This is a genomic window from Carnobacteriaceae bacterium zg-C25, assembly GCA_017945845.1.
Classification (GTDB): Bacteria; Bacillota; Bacilli; order Lactobacillales; family Aerococcaceae; genus WM01.
This window is the reverse complement of the sequence record CP072828.1, coordinates 224,542-239,470: the sequence shown is the minus strand read 5'-3', so window position 1 is coordinate 239,470 and position 14,929 is coordinate 224,542. Positions and strand designations below refer to the sequence as shown.

Here is a 14,929-nt window from a genome sequence, read left to right as displayed (position 1 = left end):
ATTCGAGAAACAAAAAGTATACTGCATAAAAGTAGGGTTGATGACTCACGCCATCAACCCTAAATCGATTTATTGCACTGAATAATTTGGTGCTTCTTTTGTAATGTGTACGTCATGTGGATGTGATTCTTTTAAACCGGCACCCGACATACGAATGAATTGTGCTTCTTCACGTAAAAAGGCTAAATCTTTTGCACCAACATAACCCATACCCGAACGTAAACCACCAACCATTTGGAATAAAATATCAGCGACACTGCCTTTATAGGCTACACGTCCTTCAATACCTTCTGGCACTAACTTATTGGCTTCATTGACACCGCTTTGGAAATAACGATCACTCGATCCTTTTTCCATTGCACCTAACGATCCCATACCACGATATGTTTTAAAACGACGGCCTTGGTAAATTTCAAATTCACCCGGCGATTCATCTGTCCCAGCAAGCATACTGCCTAACATAACGGCATGCCCTCCCGCTGCTAGCGCTTTGACAATGTCACCTGAATATTTAATACCGCCATCGGCGATAATTGTTTTTCCATAGGCTTTTGCTACATTAGCTGCGTCATAGATGGCCGTTAATTGTGGTACACCAACACCCGCCACGACACGTGTCGTACAAATAGAACCCGGACCGATTCCAACTTTAACGACATCGACACCGACTTCAAATAAAGCACGCGCGCCTTCTCCGGTAGCGATGTTCCCCGCAATCAGCGTGGCATCTTTAAACGTCTCACGAATTTCTTTAATTTTACGGATAACACCCGCACTGTGTCCATGAGCGGTATCAATGACAATCACATCTGCTCCCGCTTCTAACAAGGCGCTTGCACGTTCAAATGTATCGCTCGTTACACCAACGGCTGCTCCAACAATTAATCGACCATGCTCATCTTTTGCTGCATTAGGGTAAGCAATCACTTTTTCAATATCTTTAATTGTAATTAAACCCGATAATTTGCCAAATTCATCTACGATAGGTAATTTTTCAATTTTATGTTTTTGTAATATTTTCTCCGCATCTTTCAAAGATGTCCCAACTGGCGCCGTAATTAAATGCTCACGCGTCATCACACTGTCAATGGATACGGAGTAATCTGTAATAAAACGTAAATCACGATTTGTTAAAATGCCGACTAATTTTTTATGGTTGACATCATCTACAATAGGCACACCACTAATTTTATAATGGTGCATTAAATATTCAGCATCTTGTACTAAATCATTTGGTGTTAAAAAGAATGGATCAATGATAACGCCATTTTCTGAACGTTTTACTTTTCGAACATGCTCTGCTTGTTCTTCGATACTCATGTTTTTATGGATAATTCCTAATCCACCTTGACGCGCCATTGCAATTGCCATAGCACTGTCTGTCACAGTATCCATACTTGCGGAAATAATTGGAATATTTAAGCGAATATTTTTAGCTAATTGTACGGACAAATCAACATCATTTGGCAACACATGACTTTCCGCAGGAATTAATAACACATCATCAAATGTATACCCTTCTTTAGCAAATTTTGTCTCCCATAACGTCATAGATAGCATCCTCCATCACCATTTTTTTATGTATTAAAATAGCAAAAAAACGTTTTACCGTCAACAGACAAATGACGACTTTTAACGGTTTTATCATAATTTGTGCAATTTTTTAGTTGTTTTATTTTTAGGGCTACTGCTATAAGATGCCAATTCTAGTATTATCTTTTTCAATAGACGAAAAAAGCGACCATTCGGCCGCTTTTACGTTATGCTAAATTTTCATCTTCCATAAATGTGTTTAATACTTCTTCAACCATATCCCACTCTTCTTCAGTTTCGATTGGCAATAAGTCTCCTGCGCCACCTTCTTCATTTTCTTTGAAAGCATACGCTTGAATTTCAACATCATCATCTTCGCTTGTTCCTGCTGGATATAACAGAACGTATGATTTACCAAAATCTTCTGAATCAAATGTAAATAAAATTTGATATAACTCTTCGTTACCGTCTTCATCTATAATGGTAACAAATTGTTCTTCTTCATGGTTATGATCGTGGTCATGGTTATGTGTATGTTCGCTCATTTTTTATCTCCTTTAATTTGAATGACTATCTAAATAATTTTGTAATAAAATGACTGCCGCCAATTTATCAATTACTTTTTTACGTTTTTGTCGGGAAACATTTCCCTCTTGAATTAACATTTTTTCTGCTTGCATTGTCGTTAAGCGCTCATCTTGAAAATCAATTGCGACATCACTCACTTCACTGAGTCGACGTGCATATTCTCGAGATGCTTCGGCACGAAATCCTTCAGAATTATTCATGTTTTTAGGTAAGCCGATAACAACTTTTTCAACATTATATTCTTTAATATAGCCAAGCACTTCGTTTAATCCAAATTGCTCATTGGCTTCATCAATTTTAATAATGGTAATCCCTTGCGCCGTCCACCCAAATGGATCGCTTACTGCTACTCCGACTGTTTTAGAACCAACGTCTAATCCTAAAATTCTCATTAGTTTCTCCTATGTTGTACTAAATAAGCATTTAATAATTCTTCCATAATTTCGTCGCGCTCAAATTGACGAATGGCATTACGAGCATCTTTATGACGTGGGATATATGCGGGATCTCCTGACATCAAATAGCCAATAATTTGGTTTTGTGGGTTATAGCCTTTTTCTTTAAGCGCGTCATAAACATGCAATAACGTTGCTTGTAAGTCTAACTGCTTTAACTCATGTTTATTAAACAACATTGTTTTATCTGTAAATTCCATATCACACACCTCATTTCTTTCCTGTGATAACTTCATTGTATCCTAAAAGACCAACAATCTCAACTATTCCGCTGTCGAACGTGAATCCGTTGCAGAAAAATAAATCATATTTGGTCGCAAATACTCTTGCCCAATTAACTCACTAACGGTTACAAATTCATAACCTTTTGATTTTAACGTGGAAACAATTGTTTCTACCGCTTGAACAGATTCTTCATGAATATCATGCATCAAAATAATATCCCCTGGTTCAGTATTTCGTAATACAATATCGATATTTTTTTGAACATTACGATTTTTCCAGTCTAAACTATCCACACTCCAGTTTACTAACGGAAGTTGTGCGACTTCCGCTACACGTGCATTATACGAACCGTACGGTACACGCAATGTTTTTGGTTTCACACCTGCAGCCTGATAAACGGCATTTTGTGTATCTTGTATTTCACGCATCACAGACTCTTCACTACATTCGGCTAAATTAGGATGTGACCACGTATGATTCCCTAACTCATGCCCTTCTGCAACTTGTCGTTTAATTAAATGTTCGTTACCCGCAACATGTCCACCAACCAGATAAAACGTTGCTTTGACATCATACTTTTTCAAAATGTCTAACACACGATTCGTGCGCCCGTCTAATGGACCATCATCAAATGTGATTGCAATTTTTTTACCAACATTCTTTTTACCCATTTCAGCCGATAAATTTTTCGAATGTTCTTGTTCTTTTGTTAGTTGTTGCTCAAGTGCCGCAGCAATTTGGTTTTTAAACTGTTCTTTATAATTATCATAAATATACGCCGTATTAAAATATGGCACTACCAATTCCGGATTTAAAGGAATGTAAAAATCGCCCTCTTTATCCACCGTAAACTTCATTGCAATACGACTTGGTGAATAAGCAAACCACAATTTATTCAACGTATCGCCCGTCACCATATTTTCCAACTTAGATTTTTGATCGGCGTTAAGTGAACTTTGACGAACCGCTTGTTTTAACGATTCTACAAATGACTTACTATCAAATTTTGCACTACTCAACAATTGATATAGCGATAATTCAATATTATTTTGAATGAGGAGGGTGTTATCGTGTACACTAACCTCTTTGTGATATTTGCCATCATAAAAGCGGTACGTATCTGTATAGCATTGGTACGCTTCCACATTAGGTAGTGACGCATCTTTTAAAGCGTAAAGAATGTGTACCGTATCTTTCATAGCAGTTTGTTGCTCAACGCTTTTTTTCATTGTTTCTAAACGGTCATAAACACTTTTATTCGGTTGATTTTGATCATTGACAGGGACATAGAGCACAATATCGTGGCCGTTTTCTTTTGATGTTTCATAAGCAACTTTTTCGTCTTTTTCTTGAACGATTTTTAATGAATCATCTAATAATTGCTTATACGCGTTAGGTTGCATGCTTTTATAAATAAACAACATGAATACCCCTACTAGTAAAACAACTAGTCCAATCAAACTAAACCGCGCCCATTTATTTTCTACTATTTTTCTCATATTTACCCCCATCATTCTTTTTTTTACACTCTCGACATATACCAAACACTTCTAGACGTGGTTCCTCGACTATAAAACCGATACTTTTATGTAATCGATTCGCCAAATCATCTAGTGGCTCATATTCAAAATCTTCTACACGTTCACAAATACGACAAATGGCATGAAAATGCTCATGATCTTTGCGATAATAATCAAAACGCGACGCCCCATCGCCATAAGTCATCTCGATAACACAACCCAACTCAACTAATGCGTTTAAATTATTGTAAACAGTTGATAAATTCACCTTTTCAAACTGTGTTTGTAAGTGCGCATACACTTGCTGAGCAGTTGGATGAATTTTTGTTTCTTTCATAAACGCCAAAATTGCTTTACGTTGTGGCGTCATTCGCTTTCGTTTTTCACGTAAACCATGCACTGTATCTTCCATATTTTCTCCTAAAGAAAAAACGTTAAAATCTTTGGACTAAGATTTTAACGTCTTCTTGAAAGTTGTTTATATCTTTCGTACCATAATTTGACATATTCTTGAGAAAATGGACCTTTTTCGTTGTTAATCCAATCTACTAAAATGCGTACATTCTCTTTCAAAATATGGTCTATTTCTTTTGGGTAGGCCATTTTTCGACGATGTAGTTCATATTCATCGACATCCAATAGACGCTTTTCGCCATCAGGAAATACTTTGACATCTAAATCATAATCAATATATTTTAACCCTTCTGCATCAATGACATACGGGGACGCAATATTGCAGTAATATGAAATACCTTTTGGTCGAATCATCGTTACTACATTGAACCAGTAATGTTTATGATAATACAATATAGCTGGTTCTCGTGTCACCCACCGTCTACCGTCCGATTCGGTCACTAACGTATGATCGTTACAACCGATAATGGACTGTTCGCTAGTTTTTAATATCATTGTGTCGCGCCATGTTCGATGCAAACTTCCATCGTGCTTATAGCTTTTAATGGTAATAAATTCACCTTCGCGTGGTTGTTGCATCTTTACGCCAACTTTCTTTTTTATTAACGACATTAGTCGCCTGCTATCATATCTATTTTAGCATACACCACTTAAAAAATATACCCATTACGGACAACTGCTCGCAAAAGACAGCATGTTTTTTTCAATGGTTCGACAACATTTCATGTTGACACCTATCGAAAAAGACGACCAACATCGTTTCAGTTCCTCGATTAGTGCACAAACTAAAATCGCCATCAAAAATCGATTGAATAGCATTCATTAAATCGATTCGTTTTTGTTTCCCAACACCGTTTCGCATAGCGTTCAAAAAGGCTAGGGCATATGCCCTAACCCTTTTGACTGTATTAATAACTGTCGCCGTTAAAAATTGAATTTTTAACAATAACATAATCGACACGACGAATGGCTTCGATATCTCTTCCACCCGCATAAGAAATTGAAGATTGCAAATCTTGTTGCATTTCTGTTAACGTATCAAAAATACTGCCTTTTGAATCAACTAACATTTTTTTACCTTCAACATTTTTCTTTTCGCCTTTTTGGAATTCGGATGCACTACCAAAATATTCTTTCTTCTCTACACCATCTACCATAACCGTTTGACCCGGAGATTCTTGATGTCCTGCAAATAGCGAGCCAATCATTACCATAGTCGCACCAAAACGAATAGATTTCGCAATATCACCGTGTGTCCGTATCCCACCGTCTGCAATCAGTGGTTTACGGGCTGCTTTAGCACACCAGCGCAATGCCGCTAGTTGCCAACCGCCTGTACCAAATCCTGTTTTAACTTTCGTAATACATACTTTACCTGGTCCGATACCCACTTTTACCGCATCTGCACCCGCATTTTCTAATTCACGAACTGCTTCTGGTGTTCCAACGTTACCAGCAATTACAAATGTTTCTGGTAAATATTTTTTTATGTGTTGAATCATGGCAATGACACTATTACTGTGTCCATGTGCAATATCAATTGTAATGTAATCTGGAGAGAGTGCTTTTTGTGCCAACTCTTCGATAAATGTATATTCACCCGGTTTAACACCTACACTAATTGAAGCAATTAACCCGCGTTCATGCATGCGTTGAATAAACGGCATACGACTCGCTTCATCAAAACGGTGCATAATGTAAAAATAACCATTTTCCGCTAATTGTTCTGCTAAGTTTTCATCCAATACCGTTTGCATATTGGCTGGAACAACTGGCATTTTGAAGGTGTGTTTGCCTAGCGTTACGGTTGTATCACACTCACTACGACTATTCACAATACATTTATTGGGAATTAATTGAATATCTTCATAATCAAATACGGTTACTTGCTCCATAAATCCACTTCCTTATACTCAAAATTTATAAAAAATAGCCAAAAATATTATAGCATTTTCAATTAAAATTTTCATTGAAAAGCCTTTTAACTTGATTTGAAATGACAATTTACGCCATTAACTCTTTGGCTTTTGCCAAAGCATTTGGGATACCAGAAGCATCTTTCCCTCCGGCCTGTGCCATGTCAGCACGACCACCACCACCACCAGCAACAAGTGGTGCGATTTGCTTAATTAAATCTCCCGCTTTAATTCCTTTATCGTTTGCTAACGCATTAACTGCTACCAATAAAGAAACTTTTCCATCTTTAGCACTTGCTAAAACCATCACATCTGAATAATCGCCTTGTTTCCAAGTGTCTGCTAGACCACGTAAGTCATTCATATCTTTTTCAGGTGTGTTCACAGCAATGACACGTAAGTCGTTTACGTTTTCTACATCATTAAACAAGGTGCTAGATTCTTGATTTAATAATTTTGCTTTTAAACTATCCAATTGTTGTGATGTTACTTTTAATTCTTGGTTTAAATGATCCACACGTTGTGGTACATCAAACACATTAGCCACTTTTACACTATGTGCAACAGTTTGTAATGTTTCTTCAAATTGCTTCATTGCGATATAAGCCGCTTTACTTGTAAGTGCCTCAATACGACGCGTACCTGCTCCAATACCACTCTCAGAAACAATTTTAAATAACCCGATATTTTGTGTGTTATCGGCATGCACACCACCACACAATTCAATGGAATAATCACCAATATTCACAACGCGAACAACATCACCATATTTTTCACCAAATAACGCCATGGCGCCCATACCGCGTGCCGTTTCAATATCCGTTTCAATCGTCACGACAGGTAGTGCTTCCCAAATTTTTTCATTAACAATTTGTTCCATTTTAGCCAATTCTTCTTTTGTGACTTGACCAAAATGTGTAAAGTCGAATCGTAAATAATCCTCATTCACAAATGAACCTGCTTGATTAGCGTGTGTACCTAAAACATCTTTTAACGCTTGGTGCAATAAATGTGTTGCCGTATGGTTATTCACAATCGCACGACGTTTGCTTTCATCAACAATTAATTTGTACGTTTGTCCAACCACTAACGGTTTGACAACATCTACCATGTGCATACCTTGTCCATTTGGTGCTTTTTTCACTTGCGTAACAGTTGCTAAAACGTCACCATTTTCATCACAAACAACACCCGTATCAGAAACTTGACCACCCATTTCAGCATAAAATGGTGTTTTATCAAAGAACAATACCGCTTTTTGTCCAGCAGATACATTGTCAACCATTTCTTCATTAGATACTAAAGCAACTAATATGCCTGTTTCTTGTGTTTGCGTGTATCCAACAAACTGACTCGCTTGTGTAATTTTTGTCAATAAATCAGATTGAACACCCATTGATTCGGTTGTTTGACGCGCCGAACGGGCACGTTCACGTTGTTTCGTCATTTCCGCATCAAAACCGTCTACATCAACAGTAAATCCTTTTTCTTGAGCATATTCTTGTGTCAATTCTAACGGGAAGCCAAACGTATCATACAATTTAAATGCTTGTTTACCAGCAATAATCGTTTCGCCATTTTCTTGTAACGCATTAAATAAATCGTTTAATAGCGCTTCGCCACCTTGCAGTGTTTCGTGGAATTTGTCTTCTTCCGTACCTAATACTTTTACAATAAAATCTTGGTTTGACACCACTTCAGGATAAAAGCCACCCATAATATCCGCAATAATCGGTACTAACTGCGTTAAACATTTGCCCGTAACGCCTAATTTTTGAGCGTGCATTACGGAACGACGAATTAAACGACGTAAAATATAACCGCGTCCTTCGTTTGACGGTAAGGCACCATCGCCGATTGCAAAGGTTACCGCACGAATATGGTCAGCAATCACTTTAAACGAGGTATCTGTCGCTACGCTATCGCCATATTTTACACGTGTTAACGTTTCAATTTGACGGATAATCGGCATGAATAAATCTGTTTCAAAGTTCGTTTTTGTCCCTTGAATAACAGATGTGACACGCTCTAATCCCATACCTGTATCAATATTTTTACGTGGTAGCGGTTCATATGTTCCATCTGGCATGTGGTTGAACTCTGAAAAGACTAAGTTCCAAATTTCTAAGTAGCGTTCATTTTCACCACCCGGATAATGTTCTGGGTCATCTTGTGGAATATCTAAAAATTCAATGCCACGATCATAAAAAATTTCAGTACATGGCCCGCAAGGTCCAACACCAATATCCCAAAAGTTATCTTCAAACGGCACTAAATGCGTTGGATTGAAATTCGGTTGTTTTTTCCAAATTTCAGGCGTTTCGGTATCTTCGGGATAGTATGTCGCATACAATAGCTCTGGATCAAAACCTAGCCATTGTTTATCTGTTAAAAACTCCCACGCCCATGCAATAACTTCTTCTTTAAAGTAATCGCCAATTGACCAATTACCTAACATTTCAAATAGCGTGTGATGACGAGCCGTCACGCCAACGTTTTCAATGTCGTTAGTACGAATACATTTTTGCGAATTGGCGATACGTGGATTTTTTGGCACTTCTGTTCCATCAAAATATTTTTTTAACGGCGCAACACCCGCATTAATCCACAATAACGTTGGATCGTTCACCGGAACAAGCGATGCACTTTCTACGATGTCGTGTTGTTTTTGTGCAAAAAATTGTAAATATTTTTCTCTAATTTGTGCGCTATTTAATGTTGTCATAATTTTTCTCCTCAAATAAAAAACGCCATTGTGAGTAGGGGCGCTTATGCACGGTACCACCCTACTTACAATGTACGTTTTAGTCCATTATATCTTATGTTGATGATAACGCAATCAGCGTAACTATTTCTAGTTAATTCATATGGGGAGCACCTTTTTTATGTTTGATTTCACCAAACTCAAACTCTCTAATGTTAAAAACGGCATGTCCCATATCTTTGTTAAACTAAACGACGATTTTTATCGTTTTGATACAATTGTTCAACACGTGCAGTCGCTTGATCATCTACGTTGTCTAACGCTTGCATAATCGTTTCTTTAGCTTGTGTATATTTAAATTGATGTTGATACAGATTCATCGCTACGGTAATGGCTTTATCAATTGATGCATATTCCATACGGTAACGGTTGGCATATTGAATGAACTGTTCCGTCAACATGGCATCATCAATAATCGCTTCTGTTTCTTCGTCTAATTTTTCAACATCTTGCGTACACATTTGAACTAATTCATCAATCTCTTTCATGTTGATTTTGATTTTATTCAAATGTTGAGACAACTGTTCAATGCGTTCAGTTGTTGCAAAAAATAGTTCTAAATACGATTTTGGTAAACCTGGTAAATGTTGACGCTCCAACTCACGTTTCATGTGGCGTAAATCAAATTCAAATGATTCAACTTGATCTCTGGCAAAGCGTTCACGTTGTTTTAATTCGCTTAACGACTTCACGATATCCGCTTGTTGCTTATCAATTTGTGTCAACACATCCGCAATTTGTGTTAATTTCTCTTTTGTTTGTGTGTGGACAAAACGATTTTGCTCAAATCCTAATTTTAAATCGCGCAACAATTCAGATTGTGTATTTAATTGTGTTGCAAAGTCATTCAAATGTTTTTCTTCGTCATCTGACAATTCATAACTTTGTTGAATACGATCCAACTCCACTAAAACATGTTGATTGCTTTCTGAAATTTTTGTCCATTTAACTTCGATACGTGGAATGAGTTTTTGAACCACCTCTTTGGCGGCAATTTCACCTTCCATCACATCATATAAACGTTCAATTTCTTTTTCAATTGCTGCTTGAGTGTCTTCAATGGTATCGACGTCTAAAGCATCAATCGATTGCTTACCTTCATCAATTTGTTGAGATAACATTTTGATTGCTGATTCAATATCAATATCAACAAAATTAAATTTATCCGCAACTAATTTAGTATACCCTTCACGTAAATCAGTGACTTGTTCAGGATACTCAACTGAAAATACATTAAGTAGTTCGGGTATGTGTTGTGCTTTTTCGTCTAGTGTTTGTACTTTGACATCTACTTCGCGTAACACTTCTTTAGCTTCAATGTAATCCGCATCTTGCATTAATTGATTGAATTGTGTTAACTCATTTTCAATTTCTTGTAGACGTGTTTCAATCGTTGAAAAGGCACTTTTAAATTGTGGACTATTTGTTAATAGGGCATTACGCACCGTTTGATAGTGCGTATTTACCGCTTCAATTTCTTCGTGCGTTGACGATTCACTTTCAACAATAACTTGTAGCGCTTCGTTAATTTGGAACGCTTTTTGTTCACTTTCAATGATTAACTCTTTAGCACTTGATACGGATTGTGCACTCTTATGTAATTTTAAAGAGTTTGATAAATTTTCTGCGAGTTCTAATTTTTCTTCAATTTGTGGTAACTGTTCTTTAACGAGCGTATCCCACTGTTGCGCGTAATTTTCATACAACCCTTTTGTTTTTCCCGATAAGTGCATTGTGTTTAATTTTAACACCAATACATCATTCGGAATTTGAAATACGGCATTTTTTCGCTCGTCCAATTCATGAATTTGTTTAGCTTGTTTATTTTTTGTATAAAATACTGCTCCGTAACCTGCAATCACGATAACAATGATTACAAAAAAGATTACTGGGTTCATGTGCGTCCCTCCATCTCATATCAATCTGTTTTATCAGATACATCTCTACTAGTATACCGTTAAAATCGCTTTAAAACAATATCTTTTTATCATCAAACCCAATTTTTGTAGTGTATTTCTTATTTTACCGATATTTAGTCATGCACTAGGTTTGTCGTACTATAATGTAATTAAGGTTGTTGGTACTTCAGGATCTGTATCACAAATGATAAAGTCGTGATTAACCCCTTTTCCCATTTCTTTTAATACACTTTCTACCGTTGTTTTGGCTAATGATTTCATATTATTTTCGCTACTTAAATGCCCTAAATAAATGCGTTTTGTTTTATTACCTAACATATCACCGACAGCCAACGCACCATCTTCATTCGATAAATGCCCTTTGTCCGATAAAATGCGTTGCTTTGTCGACCAAGGGTAACGTCCAGCACGTAACAATTCTACATCGTGATTGCTTTCCATTAAATATAAACTGGCATTTTGCAACTCCCCTTTTAACCGTTGTGGTACATAACCCGTATCGGTTAGCATGACGAATTTTTCATCATTTCGTTCAAAGGCATAAAATTGCGGGTGTATCGCGTCGTGGGATACATCAAAACTACACACATCAATATCTCCGATAGTCATACGCGAATTTGGTAAAAACACCATTTTTTGTTCTAGCGATAAATTCCCTAACGATTGTTCAATCACTTGCCATGTTTTTTCGTTGGCGTAAATTGGAATTTGGTATTTTCGCGCCAATATGCCCACCCCTTTAATATGGTCGATATGTTCATGCGTAACAAAAATACCATTAATATTTTTAGCACTTTTACCAATTTGTTCTAATAATTTTTCAATACGTTTTCCGCTTAATCCAGCATCTACTAAAAACTGCTGTGTAGGCGTTTCAACAAATGTAACATTGCCTGAACTCCCACTGGCTAGCATACTCACTTTCATTGCCCAATTTGACATTTTAAAACTCCATTTCTTTTCAGGCTTTTATTGTATCAAAAAGAGACTCATTTCACTAGTAAAACCCTTTTATACCCATACCGTAAACCGTCCAGTAAACTCAGCGTCATAAAAGACGATACACTGACAACAATTGCCAATGCATTATCTAAAAAAACCTCACTCTGTTCTACAAAAACATCGTTTGACATAAAACAAAAAGCGATAGTGCTTACGCATTATCACTTTCTTCTTTTTCCCATTCATCTGCCAAATCAACTTTTGGTAGCGACACAAAAAATGTGGAGCCTTGATTTTCACGACTAGTTACCCAAATTTTTCCTTTATGCAATTCAACAACTTCTTTTGCAATGGCTAGTCCTAATCCGGTACCACCTTGTTCGCGTGAACGTGCTTTATCCACACGATAAAATCGTTTAAATACATTAGACAAAGCTTTTAAAGGAATACCTAGTCCTTGATCACTCACACTAAAGACAACGTGTGTTTCTGTTTCAACGATTTGTGTTTTAATGTTCCCACCATCAGGCGAATATTTAATGGCATTATTTAAAATGTTGTCAATCACTTGAATTAATTTATCTTCGTCTGCCTCAATCCAAACGGATTGACGCGCAATCACACGTTCAAGTGTATAACCTTTATCTTTGTACTGTACGGACTGCAACAAAATGTCGTAACGGTCACATATGCGTTGTACCAATTCCGTTAAATCGACCAATTCCGTATCAAATTGAATATTGCCGTCTTCTAGTTTAGACAAGTTTAATAAATCGGTTACCATACGAATCATTCGATCGGTTTCTGATTGAATGACGGATAAAAAATTAGGCGCCAAATCTTCATCTTGCCACGCTCCATCAATGAGCGCTTCTGTATACGAACGCATGCTGGTCAATGGGGTACGCAATTCATGTGAAACGTTGGAGACAAACTCCCGACGTTCTTGTTCAATTTTTTCTTGTTCGGTAATGTCGCTTAAGACGCACACAATACCACTAATAAAACCCGATTGACGCTTAATGACTGAAAATTCAACTCGAATAATCGTTTTCAAACCGTCACTGAAACTATTTAAAATCAATTCATCATCTGTTTCAAGCAACTGGCGGAAATTATATTTTTCACGGATTTCAAACGCGTCCATAATAGACTGTTGCAACAAATCTTCACGATGCTTATTCAGCAAAAGTAACGCGGCATCGTTGGCTAAAATAATGTTCCCACGGCGATCTGTGGCAATCACGCCGTCACTCATATGCGTCAACACACTATCCAAACGTTGCCGTTGTGCTTGTGTTGAGGCGCTAACGTCTTTAATTTTGAATCCTAATTCTGTTATCGTATCGGATAAAATGTTCAATTCATTGTTGAAAAAATATAATGAATCGGGTGTGTCATAAACACCGTCGGCAAGTTTATCCGCTCGCTCTTTAATTTTTGAAATCGGTCTTCCGACTTGACGGCGAATGTAAACAATAAAGATAACAGACGCAATAATAATGGCTATGCTACCATAGATGGCGACTTGAGAAAGAATAAAATCGACTAACTCAAGCGATTGCGTCGATAAATTCGACTCTTTGCGAACTAAATAGCTCAAGATAACTAACGCCGTATAAAACAATACAATCATGACAATGCCATAATAGACGGATAGCTTAAATTGTAAACTCCCCCAAAAATGATAGTCTTTTGGGTCATTTAATGGTTCATTAATTTTCTTGTTCATTCATCTTCACAAAGTAACCGACACCCCGACGCGTCATTAACCATGTCGGATGGCTCGGTACATCCTCAATTTTTTCACGCAGACGACGAACCGTCACATCAACTGTTCGTACATCGCCAAAATAGTCATATCCCCACACCGTTGACAACAAATCTTCACGGGTTGCCACTTGATTTAAGTGTTTTGCTAAATAGTGTAGCAACTCAAACTCACGATGCGTTAATTCAATTTCTTTGCCGTTTTTGGATACGATGTAGGCATCTTCGTGAATGATTAAACCACCCAAATCAATGCGATTGGTTTCTTTTTCGCCTTCCGATGTCGTCGATTGTGTTTTCCGACGCAAATTCGCTTTGACACGCGCAATCAATTCACGATTAGAGAAAGGTTTTGTCACATAATCGTCTGCTCCCAATTCCAAGCCTAATACTTTATCGATTTCCGAATCCTTTGCCGTCAACATAATTATTGGAAAATCATGTGTTTGTCGAACGGTACGACAAACTTCTAATCCATCCACTTTAGGTAACATTAAGTCTAGCAACATTAAATCTGGCGCGACTTTCTCAACCATGTCTAGCGCTTCTTGCCCATCAAACGCTACGGATACTTCGTACCCTTCTTTTACTAAATTAAATTTTAAAATTTCTGCAATTGACTTTTCATCATCAACAACTAATATTTTTTTCATATTAGCCTCCTTTTGAAATATGGCACCCTTTAACCCTATTTTACCACAAAAGTTTAAACAGACAATTCTTTTACGAGGTTGTGGTGTTGTCTGCATGAAAACATGACCTAAAACACAATGCTTATGTCATTGCAATCAAAACGAAATCACTAACGCACAATGCCAACAATTATACATAGCGCTACATTAACTGGCATTGACGATTAAAAACAAAATCTGTGAAAAGTGTA

At 37.1% G+C, this 14,929-nt stretch carries 13 protein-coding genes; all 13 read right to left on the bottom strand.

The window, feature by feature from the left end; all coding sequences use genetic code 11:
* Positions 1-69 precede the first annotated feature (69 nt).
* A complete protein-coding gene (gene guaB / locus J7S27_01185; protein ID QTU83168.1) occupies positions 70-1,551 on the bottom strand; it encodes an IMP dehydrogenase in 1,482 nt (493 codons plus the stop codon).
* A gap of 209 nt (positions 1,552-1,760) precedes the next feature.
* Positions 1,761-2,078 carry a DUF1292 domain-containing protein gene (locus J7S27_01180; protein QTU83167.1) on the bottom strand — a complete coding sequence of 106 codons (318 nt, stop codon included), beginning with the start codon at positions 2,076-2,078 and terminating at the stop codon, positions 1,761-1,763.
* Between the two features lie 12 nt (positions 2,079-2,090).
* Positions 2,091-2,513, bottom strand: coding sequence for a Holliday junction resolvase RuvX (gene ruvX / locus J7S27_01175; GenBank protein QTU83166.1), 423 nt, complete (start codon positions 2,511-2,513; stop codon positions 2,091-2,093).
* Positions 2,513-2,776, bottom strand: coding sequence for an IreB family regulatory phosphoprotein (locus J7S27_01170; protein QTU83165.1), 264 nt, complete (start codon positions 2,774-2,776; stop codon positions 2,513-2,515). The genes ruvX and J7S27_01170 overlap by 1 nt, the downstream gene beginning before the upstream one ends.
* Before the next feature lie 63 nt (positions 2,777-2,839).
* Positions 2,840-4,300, bottom strand: coding sequence for a polysaccharide deacetylase family protein (locus J7S27_01165; GenBank protein QTU83164.1), 1,461 nt, complete (start codon positions 4,298-4,300; stop codon positions 2,840-2,842).
* Positions 4,278-4,733 carry a transcriptional repressor gene (locus J7S27_01160; GenBank protein QTU83163.1) on the bottom strand — a complete coding sequence of 152 codons (456 nt, stop codon included), beginning with the start codon at positions 4,731-4,733 and terminating at the stop codon, positions 4,278-4,280. The genes J7S27_01165 and J7S27_01160 overlap by 23 nt, the downstream gene beginning before the upstream one ends.
* Positions 4,734-4,777: 44 nt before the next feature.
* Positions 4,778-5,314 (bottom strand): DUF402 domain-containing protein, encoded by a 537-nt coding sequence (locus tag J7S27_01155; GenBank protein QTU83593.1) that lies wholly within the window; start codon positions 5,312-5,314, stop codon positions 4,778-4,780.
* Between the two features lie 329 nt (positions 5,315-5,643).
* Positions 5,644-6,630 (bottom strand): GMP reductase, encoded by a 987-nt coding sequence (gene guaC / locus J7S27_01150; GenBank protein ID QTU83162.1) that lies wholly within the window; start codon positions 6,628-6,630, stop codon positions 5,644-5,646.
* A 109-nt stretch (positions 6,631-6,739) separates the two neighbouring features.
* On the bottom strand, positions 6,740-9,376 hold the full coding sequence (alaS, locus tag J7S27_01145) for an alanine--tRNA ligase (protein QTU83161.1): 2,637 nt from the start codon (positions 9,374-9,376) through the stop codon (positions 6,740-6,742).
* Positions 9,377-9,597: 221 nt separating this feature from the next.
* The gene (locus tag J7S27_01140; GenBank protein QTU83160.1) at positions 9,598-11,313 is read right to left on the bottom strand and encodes a septation ring formation regulator EzrA; all 1,716 of its coding nucleotides are present in this window, start codon (positions 11,311-11,313) and stop codon (positions 9,598-9,600) included.
* A 159-nt stretch (positions 11,314-11,472) separates the two neighbouring features.
* Positions 11,473-12,276 (bottom strand): MBL fold metallo-hydrolase, encoded by an 804-nt coding sequence (locus J7S27_01135; GenBank protein ID QTU83159.1) that lies wholly within the window; start codon positions 12,274-12,276, stop codon positions 11,473-11,475.
* A gap of 211 nt (positions 12,277-12,487) precedes the next feature.
* Positions 12,488-14,008 (bottom strand): PAS domain-containing protein, encoded by a 1,521-nt coding sequence (locus tag J7S27_01130; GenBank protein ID QTU83158.1) that lies wholly within the window; start codon positions 14,006-14,008, stop codon positions 12,488-12,490.
* Complete coding sequence (locus tag J7S27_01125) at positions 13,992-14,699, bottom strand: response regulator transcription factor (protein QTU83157.1); 708 nt, start codon at positions 14,697-14,699, stop codon at positions 13,992-13,994. Before J7S27_01125 ends, J7S27_01130 begins: the two co-directional genes overlap by 17 nt.
* Between the last annotated feature and the right edge of the window lie 230 nt (positions 14,700-14,929).

What these genes read in the sequence shown, in the direction of transcription:
- guaB (QTU83168.1), bottom strand. Translation starts at nt 1,551, where the DNA reads ATGACGTTATGGGAGACAAAATTTGCTAAAGAAGGGTATACATTTGAT.
- J7S27_01180 (QTU83167.1), bottom strand. Translation starts at nt 2,078, where the DNA reads ATGAGCGAACATACACATAACCATGACCACGATCATAACCATGAAGAA.
- ruvX (QTU83166.1), bottom strand. Translation starts at nt 2,513, where the DNA reads ATGAGAATTTTAGGATTAGACGTTGGTTCTAAAACAGTCGGAGTAGCA.
- J7S27_01170 (QTU83165.1), bottom strand. Translation starts at nt 2,776, where the DNA reads ATGGAATTTACAGATAAAACAATGTTGTTTAATAAACATGAGTTAAAG.
- J7S27_01165 (QTU83164.1), bottom strand. Translation starts at nt 4,300, where the DNA reads ATGAGAAAAATAGTAGAAAATAAATGGGCGCGGTTTAGTTTGATTGGA.
- J7S27_01160 (QTU83163.1), bottom strand. Translation starts at nt 4,733, where the DNA reads ATGGAAGATACAGTGCATGGTTTACGTGAAAAACGAAAGCGAATGACG.
- J7S27_01155 (QTU83593.1), bottom strand. Translation starts at nt 5,314, where the DNA reads ATGCAACAACCACGCGAAGGTGAATTTATTACCATTAAAAGCTATAAG.
- guaC (QTU83162.1), bottom strand. Translation starts at nt 6,630, where the DNA reads ATGGAGCAAGTAACCGTATTTGATTATGAAGATATTCAATTAATTCCC.
- alaS (QTU83161.1), bottom strand. Translation starts at nt 9,376, where the DNA reads ATGACAACATTAAATAGCGCACAAATTAGAGAAAAATATTTACAATTT.
- J7S27_01140 (QTU83160.1), bottom strand. Translation starts at nt 11,313, where the DNA reads ATGAACCCAGTAATCTTTTTTGTAATCATTGTTATCGTGATTGCAGGT.
- J7S27_01135 (QTU83159.1), bottom strand. Translation starts at nt 12,276, where the DNA reads ATGTCAAATTGGGCAATGAAAGTGAGTATGCTAGCCAGTGGGAGTTCA.
- J7S27_01130 (QTU83158.1), bottom strand. Translation starts at nt 14,008, where the DNA reads ATGAACAAGAAAATTAATGAACCATTAAATGACCCAAAAGACTATCAT.
- J7S27_01125 (QTU83157.1), bottom strand. Translation starts at nt 14,699, where the DNA reads ATGAAAAAAATATTAGTTGTTGATGATGAAAAGTCAATTGCAGAAATT.